Origin of the sequence: Bradyrhizobium sp. CW1, from assembly GCF_023100665.1 — a bacterium.
In the GTDB taxonomy this organism is placed as follows: domain Bacteria; phylum Pseudomonadota; class Alphaproteobacteria; order Rhizobiales; family Xanthobacteraceae; genus Bradyrhizobium; species Bradyrhizobium canariense_D.
On the sequence record NZ_CP064684.1, the window covers coordinates 751,908 to 777,292 of the forward strand.

Here is a 25,385-nt window from a genome sequence, read left to right on the forward strand (position 1 = left end):
ATGGCCCCTCTACGAAGCCTCTGCCCGCGGCGGCGGATATCGCCGGGCCAGCGCCGACAACGGCAAGTGTCGCTCGCCCTCAGGTAGCTCGAGATAGGCGAGCACGAGCGGCCGTTTCCAGTCACCGACGCCGAAATCCATCGCCATCCATTTCTGCGGTTCGGGGCCCTCAAGACCGCGCACCCAGACGAAATAGCGGGGGAGATCGTCGGCTTCCGTTTCCGTCACGCGTCTCCTGGCGATCAAAGCTGCTCGCTGTATCGTTACGTGTTGCCACACGATATGGGGACTGGCCTGGCAAAGTCGAACCGTCGAGGGAGGGGATGCCGGGAAGCACGCGGCCCTCTCCTGGCGAAGTGTCCGAAGGATGCGAGCCGTACATCCGCGAGGAAGCTCCGATTTGATCTTTCGATACTGTCCTTCTAGCCTCACGGTGACGTCTCCCGCGCACGGGTGGTGCGAACGCAAGGGTTTGTTCAGTGAGGATTCTGATTGTCGAGGACGATGCCGCCATGGCGCGCGGCCTTGCCGAGCGGCTCAAGCTGTCCGGGTTCGCCGTCGATATCGAGTCTGACGGGGCTTCGGCGGCGCAGACCGCCTTGCTGGAACCCTACAGCCTCATCATTCTGGACATCAACTTGCCGAACGTGTCGGGTTTCGGCGTCCTGCACAAGATACGGCAAGCCGGGTCGACCGTTCCGGTCATGATTCTGACTGCCCGTTACGCGACCGGCGATAAGGTCAGCGGGCTCGATCTCGGCGCCGACGATTATCTCTCCAAGCCATTTGATATCGCCGAATTTGATGCCCGCGTTCGCGCGCTCGTGAGAAGGGGACAGGGGCTTCCAAATCCAACCTTGATCTGTGGCCCGCTCGCGTTCGACCGCGCCGCGGGCACGATTACACTGAGCGGCCGGCCGCTTGAATTGCGACGGCGCGAGTTTGCCGTGCTGGAAGTGCTGATGACCCGCGCCGGCAAAGTCGTCTCCAAGGAGCGCCTGATCGCGGAGGTATTTGGCTTCGACGAGGCGGTAGCGCCGAACGCGGCGGAACTCTATGTTGGTCGCGTTCGCCAGAAACTCGGTCCTGACGGGCCGCGGATCCGAACCGTCCGCGGGCTAGGCTATCTGCTGGAGGTACAGTGATCGCCACCTGGCGGCCGTCGTTGAGGCGAACGCTCCTCACCAATCTGGTGGCGCCCGCCATTGTATTGGCGATGGTGCTTGGAATCGGCGGTATGTTGCTGATCCAGCGCGTTGTGCAGACAGTTCATGACCGGTTGCTCGATGGGTCGGTTCTCGCCATCGCCGAACGCGTCGGCGTGGAAGATGGCGAACTGACGGTCGACTTGCCGCAGGTTGCGCTCGGCATGCTGGAAAGCCAGTCGCACGACAGCATCTATTACAGCGTGACTTACCTCGGCGAATTGATCACCGGTTACAAGGATCTTCCACTATCCGGCTTCGATCGATTGAAGGCTGGCGAAACCGGCCATCGCGATGGCGCGTATCGCGGCAAAACGGTTCGTATCGGCGCGCAGGCGCGGCAGGTCTACGGCAGGCCGGAGCTGGTCCTCGTCGCAGTGGCCGAAACGGTGCAGGCGCGCCGCGTCGTCGAACGTGAAATGCTGATCGGACTGGCGATGCTCGAGGCCGGGTTGATTAGCCTCATCGCTTGCCTCGGCTGGTACGCCGTCGATCGAGGCCTGAGGCCGCTTGGCGAACTCAAGCAAGAAATCGACGCGCGCGGTATTCAGGGCGGTCCAAATCTCAGTCCGCTCGACCTTTCCCGGGTGCCGCAGGAAGCTTTAGCACCGGCGCTCGCGGTAAATTCCCTGCTACAGCGGCTGGATCTGGCCATCGGACTGGTGCGCCGATTCACAGCCGATGCCTCGCATCAGATGCGAACCCCATTGGCGATACTGCGGACGCATCTCGATCTGGTGCGACGCCTGGGGTCGGAAACGCCGGCGGGCCAATCTGCCCTCGACGAGGTCGATAACGCCATCAACCGCCTTGAACGGCTGCTCGGGCAGCTCGTGACACTGGCACGGGCCGACGAGCAGAACATTGCGCAACCGGCCGCGGAGAACGTTGACCTGAATGAGGTCGCCTTCAATGTCCTGTCGGAGCGTGCCCCACAGGCTTTCGCGAACGACATCGACGTCCAGTTCGATCGATCCGACTGTCCCGCGGTCATCGCCGGCAATACGGTCCTGATTGGCGAATTGCTGGCAAACCTGATCGACAATGCGATCCGCTACAACCGCCCCGGGGGGATGGTCCTGGTTCGCGCGGTTGTTGACGCCACGACCGCGCGAATTGAAGTCGAGGATACCGGTCCGGGAATTCCGGAGGCCCATCGGGCCCGCGTTTTCGAGCGTTTTTATCGGATTCCGATGGCGAACGGCCCTGCAGGCAGTGGTCTTGGACTAGCCATCGTGAAAGCCTTGTCGGACCGTCTCGGGGCCCAAATCGTGCTTGCACCTGGCCCGGAAGGCCGGGGTCTGCGGGTTTCCGTGAGCTTTCCTCTTGCCAAGCGTGATGGTGAAAGCTCAAGTTGAGGCCGGATTGTGCGCTGCCGTACGAATGGCTGCGGTCCTGAACAAACTGAAGTCCGCAAAGCGGCTCATGGACGAGGAAACGTCACGATGGCGGCTGCCAAAGCCTTGGCCTTGTGCGTTGGGATCTTGCTGACGTGGCCTGCCATGTCGGAGCAGGCGCAGCTCGGCCCTCTCAAAGGGCAAGCATCCGCTATCGCCGGAGCTCGAGAGCAGCTCAACATCGTATCGACGACCCAGGACGCGGACGTCGCCGACTTGCTTGCCGATTTCCGGGCAAGTCATCCGGACATCGAGATCGTCCATACAAAGATCAACTCGAACGATATCTACAATCAAGTCGTGGATCCCTCGACCTCCAGCGCAGCACCCGGAGACATTGTCTGGAGCTCCGCGATGGATCTGCAGATCAAGCTCGTCAATGACGGCTATGCTCAACCCTATGTCTCGAAGGAAATTGCGCATATCCCGGATTGGGCCATCTGGAAAGACGAAGCCTATGCCATCACGGCGGAGCCGATTGTCATTGTTTATAACAAGAACCTCGTTGCGGAGTCCGATGTACCCCGAACCCGCACTGACCTGAAGAGCCTTCTAAGCCGAAAGCCTGACATCTATCGAGGTAAGATCGCAACCTATGACCCGGAGCAGAGCGGGACCGGTTTCCTGTTCATCACGCGCGATGCCGGAATCACCAGGACAACGTGGGATTTGGTCCGTGCGTTTGGCAGCGCCGGTATCAAGCTCTATTCGACCACCGGAACGGTGCTTGATCGGATTTCATCCGGCGAACATCTGCTCGCCTACAATATGATAGGGTCTTACGCGATCGAACGGGCCAAGGAAGATGCCTCTATCGGAATCGTGTTTCCTGCCGACTACATCACCTTGATGTCGCGAATAGCCTTTATACCCGTCACCGCGCCCCACCCGGAATCCGCGAAATTGTTTCTTGATTACCTGCTTTCAGAACGCGGCCAGAAATTTCTCCTGGCCCGGTCAGTCGGTCCTGTGCGCCTCGGTCTCGGCGCGGAAGGCGTGATACCTGCGGATCGCAGCGGCGCAGTCAAGCCGATCCATATTGGTGCAGAATTGCTCACCTATCTCGATCAATCGAAACGAGCGAGCTTCCTCAAAGAGTGGCGCCGCGCGTTGCAGGATCGATAGAAATCCAGGGATCTGGATTTCAGACGGAATAACATCCGAGAGAAGCCCCCCATATCTGCCGGCTCATCAAGCGCGTCGTCTTCAAACCGATTTTCTTGCGGAGTGCGGCAGCGACAGGTTGGTGACAGGCAGCTGATATACGATGAGGCAGCAATCGTAGCTTGAACGATCGCTCCTCGCGTATCGGTCAATCCGGCCGCGATCAAGTTTGCAACACCTGCAAGACGGGTGAACAAGACAAAAAAACATAAACGATAAAAGGGAGGACGGCATGACGGTTACCACCGGACAGTCGAAGCTTGGCATGGTGCTCCGCGTCACCAGTGGCAACTTTCTTGAGATGTTCGACTTCTTTCTGTCGGGCGTCTACGCGTCGTACATCGCCAAGGCATTCTTCCCACTCGAAAATGAATACGCGTCACTGCTGCTGACCTTCGTTGCGTTTGGCGCAGGCTTTCTGATGCGCCCGCTCGGCGCCATCATCCTCGGCGCCTACGTGGATCGGATCGGCCGGCGCCAAGGCCTGATCGTTACACTGTCGATCATGGCTGCCGGCACGGTGCTCATCGCGTTCGTGCCAAGTTACGCAACCATTGGCATATTGGCCCCGATCCTCGTCTTGATCGGACGCCTGCTGCAAGGCTTCTCGGCTGGCGTCGAGCTTGGTGGGGTTTCCGTCTATCTCTCGGAAATGGCCACACCGGGAAAGAAGGGTTTTTACGCCAGCTGGCAATCGGCAAGTCAACAGGTCGCGATCATCGTCTCGGCCTCGCTGGGTTTCGCTCTCAATGCATGGCTTGCACCGGCGCAGCTTGACGATTGGGGCTGGCGTATTCCGTTCTTCATCGGCTGCCTGATCGTTCCTTTCGTATTCTTCATTCGACGCTCGCTGCAGGAAACCGATGAATTCCTGGCGCGGAAGCATCATCCGACACCCCGCGAGATCTATCGCTCCATCCTCGCAAACTGGAGCATTGTGCTTGCCGGGATGATGATGGTGATCATGACCACGGTGTCGTTCTACCTCATTACCGTCTACACGCCGACATTCGGCAAATCGGTCCTCAAGCTGAACGCGGCCGATGGCCTGATCGTGACGATTTGCGTGGGAATATCGAACTTCATCTGGCTTCCCATCATGGGCTCGTTGTCCGATCGGATTGGTCGTCGGCCGATCCTCATCGCCTTTTCGACTTTGGCATTTCTGACTGCATATCCCGCGCTTTCCTGGTTGGCCGCAGGCCCGACGTTCCCGAAGATGCTGACGGTCCTACTTTGGTTGTCTTTCATCTACGCCAGCTACAACGGCGCGATGATCGTCGCATTGACCGAAGTCATGCCGGTGGGTGTGCGAACGTCGGGATTCTCCCTCGCATATAGTCTGGCAACGACGTTCGGCGGGTTTACGGCAGCGATCTGCACCTGGCTGATCGCTGCCACTGGTGACAATGCGTCGCCGGGATATTGGATGAGCGCGGCAGCGCTCTGTGGTCTGGCCGGGACGTACCTCGTTTACAGGCCGCAACAACGACGCGCGCTATCCGGCGCCAATTCGGTCGAGACGGTGATAGGGACGTGACCACCAAAGTGCTCGATGACGTCGACCGTCATCGAGCAAGCACAGTCCTCGAATAATTGCATCGAAGGAAATTGCCGATGAGCGTGACGATCGTCGTGCGCAGGCGAGTTGCGCTAAGCTTGCTGATTGTCTTGGCGGCCGCGGCTGGAATCGCCAAGGCGTCCGAAGTCAGGGTCATGATCTCGGGAGGCTTGGCGACGCCTTATAAGGAGCTCGTACCGCAATTTGAACGCGCGACGGGAAATACGGTCGTCACGGCCTATGGCCCCTCGATGGGAACGACGGAGAACGCCATCCCCGTGCGACTGGCACGCGGCGAGGCGGCGGACGTGCTCATCATGGTCGGCGACGCGCTTGGCGAGATGATCGAGCAGGGCAGGGCGGTCAGAACCAGCCGCGTCGACCTGGTACGCTCGCCGATCGGGATCGCGGTACGCGCCGGAACGCCAAAGCCTGATATCGGTACTCCTGACGCATTGAAGCAGGCACTGTTGAACGCGAAGTCAGTTGCATACTCCGACAGCGCCAGCGGCGTCTATGTGGGCACCGAGCTGTTCAAGCGTCTCGGGATCGCCGCCGAGATGAAGGACAAGGCCAAAATGATTCCGGCGGAGCCGGTCGCGAGTGTTGTTGCACGCGGTGACGCCGAACTCGGCTTTCAACAGATCAGTGAACTTCTGCCGATCGCTGGAGCCGACCTTGTCGGGCCGCTCCCGCCAGACGTCCAGAAAATCACGATCTTTTCTGCAGGCATAACCTCCGGTGCCAGTCAGCCGGAAGCCGGACGGGCTCTGATTGCCTTCCTCGCTTCCGCTGCTGCTGCTCCGGCCCTGAAAAAAGCGGGTCTCGATCCCTTTGCAGCATCGGAGAAATAGACCGCTTCAGATCTGCGCGAGGCGGACGATTCCAGCGAAGGGGGACTTGATAATGAAGCAGTATCTCAACAGCTTCGGCGCACGCCAGACACTTGTCGTCGGTGCAAAGAGCTACGCCTACTATTCGCTTGCCGCAGCGGAAAAGAATGGCCTTCCCAGCATCTCCAGAAGCTCGCGATCGAGATCCGCGAGTCCGATGGTGCGAATAAGGCCATCATACCCTTGACCTGCCGCATCGATACGCTCGACGAGCTCGAATATTTCCGCAACGGCGGAATTTTTCAATACGTCCTGCGCCAACTCGCTGCCTGACCGTCAACCCGAAACGAGGACGCCATGCCAACGAATTCCGCGCCGCTACCGAGGATCGAAGCGGAAACCATGCGCCGCATTACATGGCGCCTGCTTCCGTTTTTCATGGTGTGCTATTTCATTTCATACGTTGACCGCGTTAATGCCGGGTTTGCGGCCCTGCAAATGAACAAGGATCTGGGCCTGACGCAGGCTGCCTTCGGGGCGGGCGGGGCGCTGTTCTATATCGCCTACATTCTTTTCGAGGTCCCCAGTAATCTGGCGATGCAGAAAGTTGGCGCGCGGATCTGGATCGCGCGCATTATGATCACATGGGGGATAGTCGGTATTCTCTCCGCTTTTGCGGTAGGGCCGATTACTTTTTATCTGAGCCGCTTCTTGTTGGGTGCAGCGGAGGCCGGGTTCTTTCCTGGTGTGATCCTGTATCTGACCTTCTGGTTTCCGGCGGCCTATCGCGCACGGATCGTTGCGGTTTTCATGGTGGCGATACCGCTATCGAGCTTTTTGGGATCGCCAATATCCGGCGCTTTGCTGGCGATGGATGGCGTGCTCGGCCTTCGTGGTTGGCAATGGCTTTTCATCGTTGAAGCCATTCCGGCCGTCCTGCTCGGCCTGGTCTCGTTCTTCGGGCTTCCGAACAAACCCGCTGATGCAAAATGGCTCGAGCCGGAGGCGCGCAATTGGCTCGACGCGCGCCTGCAGTCGGAACGATCGATGGCGAAGCAGGTCGGCCACATGTCGCTGTGGCAAATTCTGACCAACAAATATGTGCTCATCCTCGGTTTGATCTATGCGGGAAGCTCGGCCACGAGCAACGCGTTGTCGCTGTGGCAGCCTCAGATCGTGAAATCGTTCGGGATGTCCAACATGGAGACCGGCTTCCTGAATGCCATCCCATTTGGCATCGCCTCCGTTGCGATGATCTTTTGGGGAAGATATTCGGACAGGTCGAACGCCCATGCCCAAAACACCGCAATACCACTTGCGTTATGCGCAACGGCGCTGCTTGCGACCATGCTCACGAGCTCATTACCCGTGACGCTTGCTATTCTGAGCGTGGTCTTGATCGGTAATTATTCGATCAAGGGACCATTCTGGGCCCTGGCGACTGGGACACTCTCTCCGGCAACTGCTGCGGCCGGAATTGCCGGCATCAATACCCTGTCGCACATCGGCACTTCTGGCGCGGTGTGGCTGCTCGGCGTCATTAAGGAGGCGACGGGTAGCTTCCCCATGGCCTTGATACCGCTGGCTTTGCTTCAAATCGCCGGGATCATCGCGGTGCTTTGGATCAGCAAGCAGGAAACGCTACCCGCCACCTCCGCCGCAAGCCCCGTACATTGAGTGCAAGGCAGCATGTCTGACATTCACAAAACCCCGCGGCTCTCATCTTCGAGGACATAGTAATGCCTGCTCAATCCAAAACGAAGCGGCCCGCTACGCTCATTCCAGGCGATGGTATCGGCCCCGAGATCGTGAAATCGGCCGTCGACATTCTCGAAGCGCTCGGCTCTCCATTCGAATGGGACATCCAGCAGGGTGGCCTGGCCGCGATCGAGGAAAGCCGTGATCCGCTGCCGCAGGCGACGCTGGACAGCATCCGACGTACGCGGCTCGCCCTGAAGGGCCCGCTAACGACGCCGGTGGGGGGAGGATTCCGCTCGATCAATGTTCGTCTGCGCGAAGAATTCGGCCTTTACGCCAATTTGCGGCCGGTTCGAAGCATGGTTCCCGGAGGACGATTCGACGAAATCGATATCGTGCTGGTGCGCGAGAACCTCGGCGGGCTCTATGTCGCTTTCGAACACTATATTCCAATTGGGGAAGATCCGCACGCGGTCGCCATTTCGACCGGGGTCAATACGCGTGAAGGATCGCGCAAGATCATCGAATTCGCATTCGACTACGCGCTCAAGAACGGTCGCAAGAAGGTGACCGTCGTGCACAAGGCCAACGTGCTGAAGGCGCTGACCGGCATCTTTCTCGAGGTCGGTCACGAGGTTGCAAAGAAGTACGAGGGCAGGGTCAAGATGGACGATCGCATCGTCGATGCCACGGCGATGCAGCTCGTCATGAATCCCTGGCAGTTCGACGTCATCGTCACTACCAATTTGTTCGGTGACATCCTGTCGGATCAGCTCGCCGGTCTGGTCGGCGGCCTCGGCATGGCGCCCGGCGCCAACATCGGTCCGGATGCGGCGATCTTCGAGGCCGTGCACGGCTCGGCACCGGATATTGCCGGCAAGGGAATCGCCAATCCGCTCGCTTTATTGCTGGCGGTCGGGCTGATGCTGGAGCACATTGATCAGCCTGATCTCGCAAACCGTCTTAGAACGGCAATTGATCAGGTCTTGCGCGAGGACGGCGTTCGCACGCCCGATCTGGGCGGCAAAGCGTCCACTGGCGACTTCACTCAAAGCATCATCCGTCGATTGGGAGGGTAAGCAAATGACCGCTGTTGCTGCATCGCACCCGGCAATCCCCGCTGACAGCACGGCGCAAAAGCTGTCGCGTATCAAGGCGATTGTGGCTGCGTCGTCCGGAAATCTGGTCGAGTGGTACGACTTCTATGCTTACGCATTTACCTCGATCTATTTCGCGGCGGCGTTCTTCCCGTCTGGCGACCAGACCAGCCAGTTGCTGGCGACGGCCGGCATTTTCGCCGTAGGGTTCTTCATGCGGCCGCTCGGTGGCTGGCTGTTCGGCTGGATCGCCGATGCGCATGGCCGCAAGAATTCGATGGTGCTGTCGGTGCTGCTGATGTGCGCGGGATCGCTGATGATCGGAATGCTCCCCACGTACCAAACAATCGGCGCCGCGGCGCCGGCGCTCCTACTGTTTGCGCGCATGGCACAAGGCCTGTCGGTCGGCGGGGAATATGGAACGGCGGCAACTTATATGAGCGAGATTGCCGGCAAGGGCAACCGCGGGTTCTATTCGTCATTCCAGTATGTCACGCTCATCGGCGGGCAACTTCTCGCACTCCTCGTTGTCGTGGTTCTGCAGCAAACCTTGTCGCTCGACGAGCTGAAGGAATGGGGATGGCGGGTGCCTTTCCTGTTCGGCGCCGTCGCGGCCGTTGTGGCGTTGTATCTCCGCCGCTCGTTGCAGGAGACGGCCTCGGCGGAGACCATGCACCGCAAGGAGGCAGGTTCTCTCTCCGGCCTCTGGCATCATAAGCGCGCGCTGCTGATCGTTCTCGCATTCACGATCGGCGGATCGCTATTTTTCTATACGTTTACGACCTACATGCAGAAATTCCTGGTCAACAGCGTGAAGCTGGATGCCAAGACGGTCAGCTCGATCATGACCGCTGCCCTGATCGCCTTCATGCTGCTGCAACCGGTGTTCGGGGCGCTATCGGACAGGATCGGCCGGCGCAACAACATGATCCTGTTCAGCGCATGCGCTACCCTCGCTGCGGTGCCGCTATTGATGGCATTGTCCAGCACCACCAACGTCTACGCCGTTTTTGGCCTGATCATGATCGGTCTTGTGATTGCGTGCTTCTATACCTCGATCAGTGGCGTCGTGAAGGCCGAACTGTTTCCGCCCGAGGTGCGCGCCCTAGGCGTCGGACTTCCCTACGCGATTGCCAATGCGATGTTCGGCGGAACGGCGGAATATGTTGCATTGTCGCTGAAATCGTCCGGATACGAAACCCTGTTCTTCTGGTACGTCGCGGCGATGGCGCTGGTCGCCCTGGTCGCGTCGCTCTGGATGCCGGATACGCGGACGCGAGGCTATCTCGACGGCGATGGCCGGATCTGAACTGAAACACGACGGCCCCGTCATGCCTGCGACGGCGTCCGGAGAGCATTGAATTCGAATGGGAGAGACGCGCTGATGGCCAAGGGATCAGATTTGTTGGTTGCCGCACTCGAGAACGAGGGCGTCGACCGAATTTTCGGCGTTCCCGGCGAGGAGAACCTCGATGTCGTGGAAAGCTTGCGCAACTCGTCGATCAAGCTGATCCTGACACGCCACGAGCAGGGCGCGGCCTTCATGGCCGCGACTTATGGACGGCTGACCGGCAAGCCCGGCGTGTGCATCACCACGCTTGGCCCTGGCGCATTGAACCTGACGACTGGCGCCGCCTACGCGCTGCTCGGCGCCATGCCCATGATCATGCTCACGGGCCAGAAGGGCATCATGAGCAGCCGACAGGCCAAATTCCAGATCGTCGATGTGGTTAGCGCTTTCAAACCGTTGACCAAGCTGTCGCTCCAGATCGTCAGCACAAGCGGCATTCCGACAATCGTTCGCGATGCCTTCCGGATCGCCATGGAAGAGCGTCCGGGTCCGGTTCTTCTGGAACTGCCCGAGGACATCGCGGGCGAGGAATCCGAAGACGTCGCGATGGTGGCGCCGCATCCGATCGAGATCCCGGTCGCCCATCGTGCCTCGCTGGATCGCGCTGCCGACATGATCCTCAAGGCCAAGCGGCCCTTGATCATGCTCGGCGCCGCCGCGTCCCGGCCGCGCAGCACGGCCGGCATCGGCGGCTTCGTCCGCCGCACGAAAATTCCGTTCTTCACCACACAAATGGGCAAGGGAACGGTACCCGGCGGCAGCAACCTCTACATGGGGACGGCTGCACTCAGCGAGCGCGATTACGTTCATGAAGCGGTCGACCGAGCCGATCTGATTATTGCCATAGGTCACGACACCATCGAAAAGCCGCCCTTCATCATGGGCCCCAAAGGTCCTCAAGTCATCCACGTCAGCTACACGCCGGCCAACGTGGAGCGGGTCTACTTTCCGCAGTGCGAAGTGGTCGGCGATGTTGGACCGAGCCTGGAGTTGCTGGCCGATCGTCTCGAGGGGCGGCTGCATCATGCCGGCGCGCTGTTAAGCCTTCGCGAAAGTATCCTGGCCCGGATCGGCGATCGCGCGACCGAGGACCGTTGGCCCCCGACGCCGCAACGCATCGTGCACGATGTGCGAAAGGTCATCCCTGAAGACGGCGTCGTCGCGCTGGATAACGGGATGTACAAGATCTGGTTCGCCCGCAACTACCGCACCTATGTGGCGAACACGCTGCTGCTGGACAATGCCCTCGCGACAATGGGCGCCGGGCTGCCATCCGCCATGATGGCGGCGATGCTGCATCCGGAACGCCGCGTGCTCGCGGTCTGCGGCGACGGCGGCTTCATGATGAATTCGCAGGAGATGGAAACCGCGGTTCGCCTTAAATTGAATCTCGTCGTGCTGATCCTGGAAGATTCGGCCTATGGCATGATCCGCTGGAAACAGGCGGTCGATAGTTTCCCGGACTTTGGCCTCACGTTCGGGAATCCGGATTTCGTCAAATACGCCGAGAGCTACGGCGCGAAAGGCTCGCGGGTCGAAAGCACGGATTCGTTGATTCCGACGCTCGAAAACGCTTTCAAAGGTGGCGGTGTGCACCTCGTCGTCGTGCCGATCGACTACAGCGAAAATACCCGCGTGCTCGTGGATGAACTTCGCGAGAAGCTGAAGCAGGTTATTGAGCCGACCGTGTGAGCCGTCGGCGAGGGCCGATTGATGAGCTGAGCTGAAATTGGCGTGGTCGCAAGCGCCGGCAATGGAGAGTGCAATGAGTGAGCAGATCAACGAGCAGGCTGAGAAGATGCGGGAAATGGCGCAGACCACGCTGGACAAGGCGAAAGAGGCTGTGTCGAAATACATAACCGAATCCCAGAAGTTGAGAGAGAAGGCCGATTCCAGCGTTCGCTCAACCTATTCGGCGGCGAAGGAGATGAACGAAAGAGCCGTCGCGTTCGCCGAGGAAAATGTGGCTTCGGGCTTCGAGCTTGCGCAACGGCTGTTGCATGCCAAGGACCCGCAGGAAATGGGTGCAGTTTATCAGAGCCATCTCAAGGAGCAGATGGAAAAAATGAACGCGCAGTTTCGCGAGCTTGCAAGTGCAATGAACCAGCCGTCGACTGTTGACCTGAATAAGTAGCGCCGGTCGCCTCAGAGCGAAATCAAATCGCTGATCACAGGATGTTGCCTGCACGCGTTCCGAGCGCGGACGATGCATCATCCGATCAAGACAATCGCATCGCAGTGCGTCGGGGAGGCTCCAAGGTGGGCACGGAAAAGTCAGATACGCTGATCCATGACGTGCCGGCCGGCTGGGCACGGCGGGCTCATGCTGACGCTGCGAAATACAGCAGCATGTATGCTTCGTCGGTGTCGACGCCGGATGCTTTCTGGGCGGAGCATGGCAAGCGGATCGACTGGATCAAGCCGTTCACGAAGGTGAAGAATACCTCCTTTGCGCCCGGCAAGGTCTCGATCAAGTGGTTCGAGGACGGCACCACGAATGTGGCGATGAACTGCATCGACCGGCATCTTGCCCGGCGTGCCGGTCAGGTCGCGATCATCTGGGAGGGCGACGATCCCGCCGAATCCAGGCACATCACCTACGCGGAGTTGCACGATCAGGTCTGTCGTTTCGCGAATGTCCTGAAAAGTCACGGTGTGAAGAAAGGCGACACCGTCACAATCTACCTGCCCATGATTCCGGAAGCCGCCTATGCCATGCTCGCCTGCGCGCGAATCGGGGCGGTCCATTCCATCGTGTTCGGCGGGTTCTCGCCGGATGCCCTGGCCGGACGTATCGAGGGCTGCCAGTCCAAAGTCCTGGTCACCGCCGATGAGGGGCTGCGCGGCGGGCGCAAGGTACCGCTGAAGGTCAATGCCGACGATGCGCTGAAGAAGGTGGCCGGCATCGTGAAGACGATGATCGTGGTCAAGCGCACCGGCGGTGGCATCGACTGGGTCGACGGCCGCGACGTCTGGTACGCGGACGAGGTGGCAAAGGCCTCGGCCGACTGCGCGCCGGTCGAAATGAACGCGGAGGATCCGCTATTCCTTCTTTACACGTCGGGTTCAACCGGTGCTCCAAAGGGCGTCGTTCACAGCACGGGTGGCTATCTCGTTTTTGCGTCGATGACGCACCAGTATGTGTTCGACTATCACGACGGCGACATCTACTGGTGCACCGCCGATGTCGGCTGGGTCACCGGCCACAGCTACATCGTCTATGGGCCGCTGGCCAACGGCGCGACCACGCTGATGTTCGAGGGGATCCCGAACTATCCCTCAACATCGCGCTTTTGGCAGGTCGTCGACAAACACAAGGTCAACATCTTCTACACCGCGCCGACCGCGATCCGTTCGTTGATGGGTGCGGGGGAAGAGCCGGTCAAACAGACCAGCCGTGCGTCGCTGCGCTTGCTCGGCTCGGTGGGCGAGCCGATCAATCCGGAAGCGTGGGATTGGTATCACCGCGTGGTCGGCGATGGACGTTGTCCGATCGTCGATACCTGGTGGCAGACCGAGACAGGCGGCATCTTGATCTCGCCGCTTCCCGGCGCGACGGCTTTGAAGCCCGGTTCGGCAACCCTGCCGTTTTTCGGAGTGATGCCGGAAGTGGTGGACGCAAGTGGTGCCGTGCTGACCGGCGCATGCGAAGGCAATCTCGTCATTGCCGATTCCTGGCCAGGCCAGATGCGCACGGTCTACGGCGACCACGAGCGCTTCATGCAGACCTACTTCGCGACCTATCCGGGCAAGTATTTCACCGGCGATGGCTGCCGGCGCGACGCCGACGGCTACTACTGGATCACCGGCCGCGTCGACGACGTCATCAACGTATCCGGTCATCGCATGGGGACAGCCGAAGTCGAAAGCGCGCTCGTCGCACATCAGAAGGTTTCCGAAGCCGCTGTTGTCGGTTTTCCGCACGACATCAAGGGGCAGGGCATCTACGCCTACGTCACCTTGATGTCGGATGCGGAGCCCTCCGGAGAGTTGCGCAAGGAACTAGTGGCCTGGGTCCGCAAGGAGATCGGACCGATCGCCGCACCCGATGTCATTCAGTTTGCGCCGGGCCTGCCCAAGACCCGCTCTGGAAAGATCATGCGTCGTATTCTGCGCAAAATCGCCGAGGACGAAGTCGGCGCGCTCGGGGACACCTCAACCCTGGCGGATCCGGCGGTGGTCGATGATCTCATCAAAAACCGCCATAGCCAAAAGGCGGCGCGGAAATGAATATCGACGCGATTTCGATCGGCGACAATCCCCCGGAGGACGTCAATGTCATCATCGAGGTTCCGATCGGCGGTGAACCGATCAAATACGAAATGAACAAGGCGGCGGGCGCGCTGTTCGTCGACCGCTTCCTGTATACGCCGATGCGCTATCCCGGAAATTACGGCTTCGTTCCGCACACGCTTTCGGACGATGGGGATCCGATCGACGTGCTCGTGGCCAATTCGCGGCCGATCGCTCCTGGCGCCATAATCAATGTGCGGCCGATCGGCGTGCTCAAGATGGATGACGAGGGCGGCGGCGACGAGAAGATCATCGCCGTGCCGATGCCGAAACTGACGATGCGCTACGCACACGTCAACGGGATCGCCGACATGCCGCAGATCGCGATCGAGCAGATCCAGCACTTCTTTGAACACTACAAGGATCTGGAGCCGGGGAAGTGGGTGAAGGTGATCGGATGGGGCGACAGTGCCGAAGCGCGCCGGCTGATCGTCGAGGCCATCGCGCGGGCAAAGAGCTGAAACCGAGATATGGGCAATGATATGAGACTGGTTCTGTTGGGGCCGCCAGGCGCAGGTAAGGGCACGCAGGCGACGAGGATCGTCACTCGATTTGCGATCCCGCAATTGTCGACCGGCGACATGCTGCGCCAGGCGGTTGCGGAAGGCACGGCTGCGGGATTGCGCGTCAAGCACATCATGGATCGGGGTGAACTTGTGCCCGACGACGTCGTGGTATCGGTGATCGCTAATCGTATCGACCATTCCGATGCGGTAAGCGGCTTTATCCTTGACGGCTTCCCGCGCACGGTCGCGCAGGCCGAAGCGCTCGATCAGGAACTCGCCACCCGGGGCATCAAGCTCGATGCGGTGCTTGAGCTCGAGGTCGACGAAGATGCGCTGCTCGACCGCATCAAAGGGCGCGCCGACGATGCGGCAAGCCGAGGCGAGCCGGTGCGCCGCGACGATAATCCCGAGGTCTTCAAGACCCGGCTCGGCGTTTATCGCGAGCAAACCGCGCCGGTCACGGAATACTACCGGTCGCAGGGACTGCTCAACGTCGTCGACGGTTTGCAGCCGATTGACGCCGTGACCGAACAGCTCGCCGCGGCGCTTGCGGCAGTAACGTCCGATCAGATCAGGAGTGATGTCAGATGAAAGCGTTTACCTTCCAGGCACCCCCCAACATCCTGTTCGAGGCAGGCGCATCGAAAAAGCTGGCGGAGTTGGTCGCTGGATACGGGGCAAAACGTGTTCTGCTGGTCACGGATAAGGGCGTACGCAATGCAGGCCTGACCAGAAACGCCGAGGCTGGCCTGGTTGCCGGCGGCTGCGAACTGACGATATTCGAAGATGTGGAGGCGGATCCGCCGTCGCATATCATCGAGCGGGCGGTCGCACTGTGTCGTGACAAGGACATCGAGCTGGTTGCCTCAATCGGCGGCGGCAGCGCGCTCGATACCGCGAAGTTGGTGGCCTATCTGGCCAAAACGCCTGATCGCCTCGAAGATATCTACGGCGTCGGCCTTGCCAAGGGCGAACGCCTTCCGCTGCTGCTGGTGCCGACAACGGCCGGAACGGGCTCGGAGGTGACCCCGATTGCGATCGTCACCACGCCGACGACCGAGAAAAAGGGCGTCGTTGCGCCCCGCCTGCTCCCGGACTGGGCGATCCTCGATCCGGAGCTGACGCTCGGCCTGCCGCCGCATGTCACCGCGGCGACCGGCATCGACGCCATGGTCCATGCGATCGAAGCCTATACCAGCAAGCACCGGAAGAATCCGATGTCGGACCAGTTGGCACGGCAGGCTCTCGCCCTGCTGTCGGCGAATGTCCGGACGGTCTGTGCGGACGGATCTAATCTCGAAGCGCGGTCGCAAATGCTGCTGGGTTCGATGCTGGCCGGCATGGCGTTCGCCAATTCCCCGGTCGCCGCCGTGCACGCGCTGGCCTATCCGATCGGCGCGCTGTTCCACGTGCCGCATGGCCTGTCGAATGCCTTGGTGCTGACCCAGGTGCTGCGGTTCAATTTGCCGGAGGCGGAAGGCCTCTACGCCGAACTGGCGCCGATCGTCGATCCCAAATCGGAAGGAATGAGCGTCAGCCAGCGGGCACGGCTGTTCGTCGATGCGATCGCGGCGATCTGCCGGGATTGCAACGTGCCGGCCTCGCTGGCCGATGTCGGCATTGCGAGGGGCGACCTGAAGAAGCTCGCCGAGGATGCGATGAAGCAGACGCGGCTTCTCGTGAACAATCCGCGGGAATTGAGCTTCGACGATGCGCTGGCGATCTACACCGAGGCGTTCGGCAACCGCGCGGCGGCCTGAGCGGCACAAAGAGTGAGCAGCATGAGCGAGAACGACAAATCGGCTTCCGCTGATTCCGATCCCGGCCTCGAATGGGCGAAGCTGTGGCAGACGATGGCCGAATCCTCGAACCGCATGGTCGAGGCGTGGTCGGGGTCGATGGCACCGTTCATGCTGGCGCGTCTGTCGGAAAAGCCGGGTGGTTTTGGCGACGGCAACGAACTGTCGGCAGCGATCGAGCGGATGGCGCAGGGGCCGCGGCTGGCCGACGTCTGGGACATCGACCGGAAAATGGCGTTGGCCTTTGGGGCCTGGATCGAGATGCGCCAGCGGCTTGCGAGCTACAATGCGGTTGCTGCCGCTCCATGGCCTGAAGCGTCGAAGCGGTTTTACGAGACGATGTCCGCCACCGGTAGCGATGGCTCCCCGCATCCGGAGTGGCGCGAGGCGTTCGCCAAATGGAGCGAAATCTCCAACGAGGAACTGATCCGGAATCAGCGCACCGACGGCTTCTTGCAAGCTCAGAAGGAACTGCTGCAGGCGGGATTGAAGTTACGGAGCCGGCAGGATGATGTCGCTGAGGCCGCGTCAGCCATGTTGGGGCTGCCGACCCGCAAGGATTTCGACGACGTGACGCAGCAATTGACCGAACTCCGCCGAGAAGTCCGTACGCTCGCCCGCCAGATCCGCGACCAGAAGAGCGAAGCCGCACGATGAGCGATCAGGAGAACCAAACCTCGCGCTTCGCCCGGGACATGGCGGCCAACGCCGAGAAGATGTTCAAGGCGACACAGTTGATCGCCAATACGCGGGATGAAGACGTCGCCATCGGCACGACACCGAAGCATCTCATGATGCGCCGCGACAAGGTCGAGCTGTTCCATTATGAGCCGATGGCGGAAGCGACGGCGAAGACGCCCGTCCTTTTGGCCTACGGCCTGATCGGGCGGTATACCATGGCTGATTTACAGCCTGACCGCTCGCTGGTGCGCAGCCTTCTCTCAAAAGGGCTCGATCTCTGGCTGATCGACTGGGGCCAGCCGGGCCGAACCGAGCGATGGCTGAAAATTGATGATTACGTCGATGACTACATCGATGCCGCAGTCGACCGCATCGCGCAGGAAACCGGCCATGACAAGATCACGCTGCTCGGCATCTGCGAAGGCGGCGTCTTTACGACGTGCTACACCGCTCTGCATCCGGAAAAGGTCAAAAATCTCGTCATCACCATTACCCCAATCGACTTCCATGCCGATGTCAAGGACAAGGCCGCGCACCACGGCTTCCTCAACCTTTGGACCCGCAGCCTCGATCCTGATGACATCGACAAGCTGGTCGATACTTACGGCGTGCTGCCGGGCGAGTTCATGAGCTCGGTGTTCTCGATGATGACGCCGATGCGCTCACTGACGAAATACAATGTCGATCTCATCGACGTCGTCGATGACGAGGCCAAGTTCATGAATTTCCTCCGCATGGAAAAGTGGCTCGCGGACCGTCCGCATCATCCTGGCGGAGCGGCGAAGCAGTGGCTGAAGGATCTCTACCAGGAGAACCGCCTGGTCGATGGCAGCTTTGAACTGTCCGGCCGTCGGGTCGATCTGAAGTCTATCACGGCTCCCGTGCTGAATGTTTTTGCGTTGGATGACCATATCATTCCGCCGGACTGCTCGCGCGCGCTCGGAGCGAAGATAGGCAGCACGGATTACACCGAAATTCCGCTGCCCGGCGGCCATGTCGGCCTGTTCGTCTCCAGCAAATCGCAGGGCAAGCTGAGCCAGAGCATTGCCGACTGGCTGGTCGCCCGCGACGCCAATCCCGGAAGTGAAGCCTGATGCGCAACAAGATCGTCGACGCCGCCGAGGCGGTTGCCATCATCCGTTCCGGTGACACCGTCGCCTCGTCCGGCTTCGTCGGCGTGGGAACGCCCGATGAAATCATCAAGGCGCTGGAGCGGCGTTTCGTGCAGACCGGAGAGCCGCGGGACCTTTCGCTGGTGTTCGCGGCGGCGCCGGGAGACGGCGCCGATCGCGGCCTCAACCGCCTGGCGCATCCCGGCCTGATCAAACGCCTGGTCGGCGGACATTTCGGCCTGGTTCCGAAGCTCGCCCGGATGGCGGTCGACAATCACGTCGAGGCCTATAACTTGCCGCTCGGATGCGTATCGCATCTGTTTCGTGAAATTGCGGGGCGCAAGGCCGGGCTTCTCTCCAAGGTCGGGCTCGGCACCTTCGTCGATCCGGCCAATGGTGGCGGAAAGCTGAATGCGCGCACCACCGAAGAGCTGGTGCGGATGATCGAAATCGACGGCGAACAATGGCTGTTCTACAAGGCATTTCCCATCAACGTTGCGATCATCAGAGGTACCACCGCCGACCACAACGGCAACATCTCGATGGAAAAAGAGGCGTTGACCCTCGACAATCTGGCGCTGGCAACGGCCGCCAAGAACTGCAAGGGATTCGTCATCGCGCAGGTGGAGCGCATCGCCGCCTCCGGCTCGCTCAATCCGCGTCACGTCAAAATTCCGAGCGTCTTGATCGACTGCGTCGTCGTTGCGCAGCCCGAAAACCATGTCCAGACCTATGCCACGGGTTACAACGGAGCATTTTCGGGCGAATTGCGCGCGCCGGCCGATCGCAATGTTCCGATGGCGCTGGATAACCGCAAGATCATTGCGCGCCGCTGCGCCCTGGAATTGCCGATGGGCGGCGTGGTCAATCTCGGCATCGGCATGCCGGAGGGAGTCGCCTCGGTTGCCGCCGAAGAAAAGCTGTTCGACTTTGTGACGCTGACTGCCGAGCCCGGCATCATCGGCGGTATTCCGCAAGGCGGTCTCGATTTCGGTGCTTCGATCAATGCAGAATCGATCATCGACCAGAACCAGATGTTCGATTTCTACGACGGCGGCGGGCTCGATCTGGCCTGTCTCGGCATGGCTCAGGTCAATGGCCGCGGCGACGTCAACGTCAGCCTGTTCAATGGCCGTCTGGCCGGCGCCGGCGGCTTCATCAACATATCCCAGAATGCGCGCCGGCTGATCTTCGCAGGCACCTTCACCACCGGTGGGCTCAAGACGTCGGTCGTGGATGGTCAGCTCAAGATCCTCAGCGAAGGCAAGTCCTCGAAATTCATCGACAAGGTGGATCAGATCACGTTTTCGGGCCAGCTTGCCGCAACCAACAGGCAGCCCGTTCTCTATGTGACGGAGCGATGCGTGTTCCGCCTCACTCCCGAGGGTCTCGAACTGATCGAGATCGCGCCGGGTATCGATATGGAGCGCGACATTCTCGCGCTCATGGGCTTTCGGCCCATCATCCGCGCGCCGAAATCCATGGATGTTTCGCTGTTCAGCGAGGCCCTGATGCAGCTCGACGACCGGCTGCTCAATCGGCCGCTGGCGGAGCGGCTGTCGTACGATGCCGATCGCAACACGCTTTTTCTCGGACTTGACGGCTATCGGGTCCATAGAGATGCCGACGTCGAGGTAATCCGGGCGTCGATCCTCGAACTCTTCCATCGTGTCGGACGCCGGTTTTCCGCAGTCGTCAACTACGATTCGTCTTACATCGCTCCCGACATGACGGAGAAATGGTTTTCAATGGCCGCCGAGGTCGAGCGGACCTGCTACGATCATGCCTCGCGCTACACCACCAGCGCATTCATGCGCCTGAAGCTCGGCGACGCGCTGGCCCGCCGCGACGTCGCGCCGCATATCTTCGAAACCTCGGCCGACGCCCACCGGTTTGTCGAATAGACCGATGGGGCTGAAATCCACCGAGTTGCGCCCCACGGACTGGCCTGAAGGACGGCAGAGGGCGCCCGACCGCACCGGATCGGTGCGCGGGCTGACCCGGCGCAGCTTCCATCGCATCGCATTCACGGATTGGGGGCCCGCGCCCGCGGTGCGGCCGGTGCTCTGCGTCCATGGCTTGACCAGAAACGGCCGGGACTTCGATCACCTCGCCGCAGTTCTCGCAATGGCAGGGCGGCAGGTCGTCTGCCCGGACTTGCCGGGCCGCGGACAAAGCGAACGGCTGCACGACAGCAGCGACTATGCCTTGCCGCAATATTGCAGCGACATGACCGTGTTGATGGCAGCTCTTGGTGCAACGGAGATCGATTGGGTTGGAACGTCGCTGGGCGGCTTGATCGGGATGGTGCTGGCTGCCCTTCCGGGCAGTCCGATCCGTCGCATCGTCATCAACGACATCGGACCCTATCTGCCCTGGACCGGATTGCTTCGTCTCGGTGCCAATCTCAACGAGGCGCCCAAATCGTTTGAGACGATCGAACAGGCCGAAGGCTACTACCGGCGGGTTCTGGCGCCTTTCGGGCGATTGGAGGATGTGCACTGGCGGCATCTGACAACGCATAGCGTGGCCTGGAGCGTGGAGGGGCGCTGCTTCAAGCCGCTGTGCGATGCGAACATCGCTCAGGCCTTTCGAAACCCTTGGCACTACAGCGTCGATCTCTGGAAATACTGGGATGCGATCGATGTCCCCATTCTGGTCATACGCGGGCAGCAATCGGATTTGCTTTCCGAAGGCGTCCTCAAGGACATGATGCGGCGCAATCGCAATGTCCGCGTTCACACCGTCGCGGACTGCGGGCATGCGCCGGCCCTGATCGCTGACGAACAGATCGAGGTCGTGACGCAGTTTCTGAGCGGCCACGACTCCACTTAGCGCTGAATGCTTCATGCCGAACTGCATTATAACGTGTTAATTCCAACCTGGCTGTCTTCATCATGGCTTCGAAACTCACGCTCAAAGATCCGACCCTGTTGCGCGATGCCTGTCCGGTGGCAGGTGCGTGGGTAGCCGCCGATAACGGCGCCACCATCACGGTCGATAATCCCTCGACCGGCGCCGTGGTCGGACATGTCCCCAACATGGGGATGGCCGAGACCCGGCGGGCGATCGAATTCGCCAACGCTGCGCTACCGGCGTGGCGAGCCCGTACCGCGAAAGAGCGCGCCGTGATCCTGCGACGCTGGTTCGATCTGATGATGGCGAACCAGGACGATCTCGGTGCGATCATGACGGCGGAGCAGGGCAAGCCGCTTGCTGAAGCCAAGGGCGAGATCGCCTATGCCGCAAGCTTCGTCGAGTGGTTCGGCGAGGAAGCAAAACGCGTCTATGGCGATACGATCCCGGGGTTCACGGCCGACCGACGCATCATCGTGCTAAAGCAGCCGATCGGCGTTTGTGCCGCAATCACCCCGTGGAATTTTCCGGCCGCGATGATCACGCGCAAGGCGGGCCCGGCCCTGGCGGCGGGTTGCACCATGGTCGTCAAGCCGGCAAGCCAGACACCACTGTCCGCGCTGGCGCTTGCGCTGCTGGCGGAGCGGGCAGGCGTCCCTCAAGGTGTGCTGTCCGTCATCACAGGTTCGGCGTCGGCGATCGGCGGCGAAATGACCTCCAATCCGATCGTACGCAAGGTGACATTCACGGGTTCGACCGAAATCGGCAAGAAGCTGATGGCGCAGAGCGCGTCGACGGTGAAGCGGACATCGATGGAGCTCGGCGGCAACGCGCCGTTCATCGTCTTCGACGATGCGGACATCGATGCCGCGGTCAAGGGCGCGATGGCTTCGAAATACCGCAATGCCGGCCAGACCTGTGTTTGCGTCAATCGCTTCCTTGCGCAGGACAAGATCTACGATTTGTTTGTCTCGCGTCTGGCTGAGGCGGTTAGTGCGTTCAAGATCGGTGACGGGTTCGAGCCCGGCGTCGCGATTGGTCCGCTGATCGACATCGCCGCCGTGGAGAAAGTCGAAGAGCATGTTTCCGATGCGGTTTCCAAGGGAGCGCGCGTCGCCATCGGTGGGAAGCGCCATGCGCTTGGCCGCACGTTCTTTGAACCGACGGTATTGGCGGACGCCACGCCGGACATGTTGATCTTCCGGGAGGAAACTTTTGGCCCGGTCGCGCCCGTATTCCGCTTCAAGACTGAAGAGGAAGCGATCCGCCTTGCGAACGATACCGAGTTCGGACTTGCGGCCTATTTCTACGGCCGCGATATCGGACGGGTCTGGCGCGTTGCCGAAGCGCTCGAGTACGGCATCGTCGGTATCAACGAAGGCCTGATCTCGACCGAGGTTGCACCGTTCGGCGGCGTCAAGGAGAGCGGCAACGGCCGTGAGGGTTCGAAATACGGCATCGAGGACTCTGGAAATCAAATACCTCTGCATGGGTATCATCCAGAGTTCGGCCACTTGAGCGGCTGCCGGCATCGCGGAACAACGCATGGGCGGAAACCGTTTCGGGCCGTAGCTTGAATGGGGAGGGAGCGGCCACGTAGGGAATAGTCGCAACATTCAGCGGTTTAGTTTTGTTGCTCGGAATATCGAAATTCGCCGCGAAAATTTTTCTGACACTCCGGAATCGAAGTTGCCGAATAAGTGGTCGTTATCATTTATATTCGTGGGACAGGCGCCACTAACAATTCGCTTCACAGCTCAGCTCAACGCGTGAGCGGCCAATCCGTAGACCCACGGCTCGTTTTCCTTTCGGTTGAGGAATCGCCGCCCCTTGGACATGGTTGTGACCGTCTCGCTGATCGCGAGGCGGCTCTGCTGAAGATAGTCAGCAAACAGGCCCGTTTGCTCCCGGGTATCGACGCGGGCGAAACGGCCGGTGAGATCCTTAAGATGCACGGCCGTGAGATGGATCGCGTCATAATCATTGCTGGCGACAATGGGACCGATCACGTGACCACGCCCGAATTCGCGCTTCATGGAGTAGCCGACGGTCTTGCCGTCGCGGCGCAGTACACAGATTGACGCACCTTCCGAAAGCAGAGCAAGCAGCTCCCGGCGGCTCGTGCCGAATGCGCGCTCATCCAGCGCCGCAATCTCATTGAGAGTTTCGGCTGACGCCGACCTCAATTCGCCATCCAGAACTGATGTCGGTGGAAGGGGTGATACGATCTCTCCCTGCCACTGATACACGACCGCTTCCTTGGTGAAGCCCAGCGACAGATAAAGATGATAGGCAGCATCGGTCGAGTTCAGGGCAAGACTCCGATCCTCGCACCGTTCGAACACCTGTTCCATCAGCCATCGGCCGGTACCTTGTGCTTGGGTGCGCGGCGATGTGAGTACCAGGCCGATGGTGGCGAATTCGTGTCCGTGGGGGAACCACATCGCACTTCCGAAAACGCGCCCGATGCCGTCAACAGCGACGATGCCCTGACCGGCGCGGCGCAGGAAATCCCAGTCCTTTGGCCGATGCGGCCAGCCGACGGCAATCGAGAGCGCGTGGAGCAGCTTCACATCAACGTCTCGAATGTCGCGCGCGACCAATTCGAAGGACTTCAGGCGTACGGATCGTCCCATCTCAGTTCATTCCTTCGCGGAATGCCAACGTCTATGGCTTGTCGTGCTTTAGCTGCCCAGTTGCGACAGCAGACGTGTTTGCCGCAGCATTGCACGGAAAGCCAGCAGGTTTCACCTGTTTTGGTGCAAGTGTTCGAAATGTTCGGCATATAGCGCACCGATATTCGGCAGAGAAAGCTTCTGCTTGCCGCTAGGCTGTAGATGCCCGGCGAGCTCGCTGCGCGCCAACAAGTCATCGAGCATCTCGCCGCGTGACACGAAGGGTCCCTAGATGGGGTTTCTTTTCAATTCCGATGCCGCTCGGGGCGCAATTTTCCGCCAGATATTTGCGCGCGAGCTCCCCGATCTTGAATTCTACCAGGGTAGGAAAAGCATCGACCCGGAAAAGGTGCGGTATCTGCTGACCTGGAACGTGCCGGACGACGTCTCGCGTTATCGCAATTTGGAGGTGCTCTTTTCGATCGGTGCCGGAGTCGACCAGTTCGTGCCCGAGATCATACCCGATCATGTGATGCTGGTGCGTATGGTCGAGGATGGCATCATACGCATGATGCAGGAATACGTCGTGCTTGGCGTGCTGGCGCTCCATCGCGAGATGCTCGCATATCGGGAGCAGCAGAGAAGGGGCGAGTGGCAAGATATTGTCACTCCACAGGCGACCGAACGCCGCGTGGGTTTCCTGGGCGTTGGGATGCTGGCGCAAGCGGCAATCGATCGCCTCAAGCCCTTTGGATTTTCCCTTGCCGCATGGAGCCGCAGCAAAAAGGTAGTCGAGGGCGTCACCTGCTTTCATGGCGACGATCGGCTAGGCAGTTTCCTGAGAGGAACGGATATTCTCGTCTGTCTTCTGCCCCTGACGGAGCAAACCCGCGGCCTCCTGAACGCAAAACTCTTCTCGCTTTTGCCGATGGGAGCGCGACTGCTGCATCTCGGCCGCGGCCCGCAGCTCGATCAGGCCGCACTCATCGAGGCGCTCGACAGCGGCCGCCTCGCGGCAGCTATGCTCGATGTCACTGACCCCGAGCCGCTGCCGGAAGGCCATGCGCTCTGGGCACATCCGAAGGTCATGATAACGCCGCACATCGCATCCGTGACGCAACCGCATACGGCGGCACAATCCGTCGTAGAAAACATCAGGCGCCACCGCGCGGGAAAAAATCCGATCGGGCTTGTCGATCGAACACTCGGCTATTAAC

22 protein-coding genes and 1 pseudogene are annotated in these 25,385 nt (G+C 60.4%); 20 read left to right on the forward strand and 3 right to left on the reverse strand.

The window, feature by feature from the left end; all coding sequences use genetic code 11:
- Positions 1–9: 9 nt before the first annotated feature.
- Entirely contained in the window at positions 10–243 is a 234-nt protein-coding gene (locus tag IVB54_RS03550) for a hypothetical protein (RefSeq protein ID WP_026232472.1), read from the reverse strand.
- Between the two features lie 236 nt (positions 244–479).
- On the opposite strand from IVB54_RS03550, the gene IVB54_RS03555 reads away from it, so the two are divergent.
- From IVB54_RS03555 to IVB54_RS03575, 5 genes are all read left to right on the forward strand, one after another.
- Positions 480–1,145, forward strand: a complete 666-nt coding sequence (locus tag IVB54_RS03555) for a response regulator transcription factor (RefSeq protein ID WP_018453161.1) — start codon at positions 480–482, stop codon at positions 1,143–1,145.
- Positions 1,142–2,563, forward strand: a complete 1,422-nt coding sequence (locus IVB54_RS03560; protein ID WP_018453162.1) for a sensor histidine kinase — start codon at positions 1,142–1,144, stop codon at positions 2,561–2,563. Before IVB54_RS03555 ends, IVB54_RS03560 begins: the two co-directional genes overlap by 4 nt.
- Before the next feature lie 87 nt (positions 2,564–2,650).
- On the forward strand, positions 2,651–3,727 hold the full coding sequence (locus IVB54_RS03565) for an ABC transporter substrate-binding protein (protein WP_085350789.1): 1,077 nt from the start codon (positions 2,651–2,653) through the stop codon (positions 3,725–3,727).
- Between the two features lie 271 nt (positions 3,728–3,998).
- Positions 3,999–5,306: an MFS transporter gene (locus tag IVB54_RS03570; protein WP_247777072.1), complete on the forward strand. Its 1,308-nt coding sequence runs from the start codon at positions 3,999–4,001 to the stop codon at positions 5,304–5,306.
- A 77-nt stretch (positions 5,307–5,383) separates the two neighbouring features.
- Positions 5,384–6,181 carry a substrate-binding domain-containing protein gene (locus IVB54_RS03575; RefSeq protein WP_018453165.1) on the forward strand — a complete coding sequence of 266 codons (798 nt, stop codon included), beginning with the start codon at positions 5,384–5,386 and terminating at the stop codon, positions 6,179–6,181.
- Positions 6,182–6,301: 120 nt separating this feature from the next.
- On the opposite strand, the gene IVB54_RS03580 is transcribed toward IVB54_RS03575, so the two are convergent.
- Entirely contained in the window at positions 6,302–6,481 is a 180-nt protein-coding gene (locus tag IVB54_RS03580) for a hypothetical protein (protein ID WP_143273402.1), read from the reverse strand.
- A gap of 36 nt (positions 6,482–6,517) precedes the next feature.
- Between IVB54_RS03580 and IVB54_RS03585 the strand changes: the two genes are divergently transcribed.
- From IVB54_RS03585 to gabD, 14 genes and pseudogenes are all read left to right on the forward strand, one after another.
- Positions 6,518–7,837 (forward strand): MFS transporter, encoded by a 1,320-nt coding sequence (locus IVB54_RS03585; RefSeq protein WP_026232474.1) that lies wholly within the window; start codon positions 6,518–6,520, stop codon positions 7,835–7,837.
- A gap of 62 nt (positions 7,838–7,899) precedes the next feature.
- Complete coding sequence (locus IVB54_RS03590; protein WP_018453168.1) at positions 7,900–8,937, forward strand: isocitrate/isopropylmalate family dehydrogenase; 1,038 nt, start codon at positions 7,900–7,902, stop codon at positions 8,935–8,937.
- Positions 8,938–8,941: 4 nt separating this feature from the next.
- Complete coding sequence (locus IVB54_RS03595) at positions 8,942–10,264, forward strand: MFS family transporter (protein ID WP_018453169.1); 1,323 nt, start codon at positions 8,942–8,944, stop codon at positions 10,262–10,264.
- Positions 10,265–10,339: 75 nt separating this feature from the next.
- A complete protein-coding gene (locus IVB54_RS03600; protein WP_018453170.1) occupies positions 10,340–11,998 on the forward strand; it encodes an acetolactate synthase large subunit in 1,659 nt (552 codons plus the stop codon).
- 73 nt (positions 11,999–12,071) lie between these two features.
- The gene (locus IVB54_RS03605; RefSeq protein ID WP_143273907.1) at positions 12,072–12,440 is read left to right on the forward strand and encodes a phasin family protein; all 369 of its coding nucleotides are present in this window, start codon (positions 12,072–12,074) and stop codon (positions 12,438–12,440) included.
- 41 nt (positions 12,441–12,481) lie between these two features.
- Entirely contained in the window at positions 12,482–14,536 is a 2,055-nt protein-coding gene (gene acs, locus IVB54_RS03610; RefSeq protein WP_240543312.1) for an acetate--CoA ligase, read from the forward strand.
- Positions 14,533–15,060 carry an inorganic diphosphatase gene (gene ppa / locus IVB54_RS03615; protein ID WP_018453173.1) on the forward strand — a complete coding sequence of 176 codons (528 nt, stop codon included), beginning with the start codon at positions 14,533–14,535 and terminating at the stop codon, positions 15,058–15,060. The genes acs and ppa overlap by 4 nt, the downstream gene beginning before the upstream one ends.
- A gap of 21 nt (positions 15,061–15,081) precedes the next feature.
- Positions 15,082–15,696 (forward strand): adenylate kinase, encoded by a 615-nt coding sequence (locus IVB54_RS03620; RefSeq protein WP_026232477.1) that lies wholly within the window; start codon positions 15,082–15,084, stop codon positions 15,694–15,696.
- Positions 15,693–16,865, forward strand: a complete 1,173-nt coding sequence (locus IVB54_RS03625; RefSeq protein ID WP_018453175.1) for an iron-containing alcohol dehydrogenase — start codon at positions 15,693–15,695, stop codon at positions 16,863–16,865. Before IVB54_RS03620 ends, IVB54_RS03625 begins: the two co-directional genes overlap by 4 nt.
- 21 nt (positions 16,866–16,886) lie before the next feature.
- A complete protein-coding gene (locus IVB54_RS03630; RefSeq protein WP_039798611.1) occupies positions 16,887–17,561 on the forward strand; it encodes a poly(R)-hydroxyalkanoic acid synthase subunit PhaE in 675 nt (224 codons plus the stop codon).
- Positions 17,558–18,679: a class III poly(R)-hydroxyalkanoic acid synthase subunit PhaC gene (phaC, locus tag IVB54_RS03635; RefSeq protein WP_018453177.1), complete on the forward strand. Its 1,122-nt coding sequence runs from the start codon at positions 17,558–17,560 to the stop codon at positions 18,677–18,679. Before IVB54_RS03630 ends, phaC begins: the two co-directional genes overlap by 4 nt.
- Entirely contained in the window at positions 18,679–20,601 is a 1,923-nt protein-coding gene (locus IVB54_RS03640) for a CoA-transferase (RefSeq protein ID WP_085361112.1), read from the forward strand. Before phaC ends, IVB54_RS03640 begins: the two co-directional genes overlap by 1 nt.
- 4 nt (positions 20,602–20,605) lie before the next feature.
- A complete protein-coding gene (locus IVB54_RS03645) occupies positions 20,606–21,532 on the forward strand; it encodes an alpha/beta hydrolase (protein ID WP_085361111.1) in 927 nt (308 codons plus the stop codon).
- 62 nt (positions 21,533–21,594) lie between these two features.
- Positions 21,595–23,071, forward strand: a pseudogene (gene gabD, locus IVB54_RS03650) (NADP-dependent succinate-semialdehyde dehydrogenase).
- A gap of 239 nt (positions 23,072–23,310) precedes the next feature.
- Here the strand turns inward: gabD and IVB54_RS03655 are convergent.
- Positions 23,311–24,189, reverse strand: coding sequence for a GNAT family N-acetyltransferase (locus IVB54_RS03655; RefSeq protein WP_018453181.1), 879 nt, complete (start codon positions 24,187–24,189; stop codon positions 23,311–23,313).
- Positions 24,190–24,460: 271 nt separating this feature from the next.
- On the opposite strand from IVB54_RS03655, the gene IVB54_RS03660 reads away from it, so the two are divergent.
- Entirely contained in the window at positions 24,461–25,384 is a 924-nt protein-coding gene (locus IVB54_RS03660; protein WP_018453183.1) for a glyoxylate/hydroxypyruvate reductase A, read from the forward strand.
- Position 25,385 lies beyond the last annotated feature (1 nt).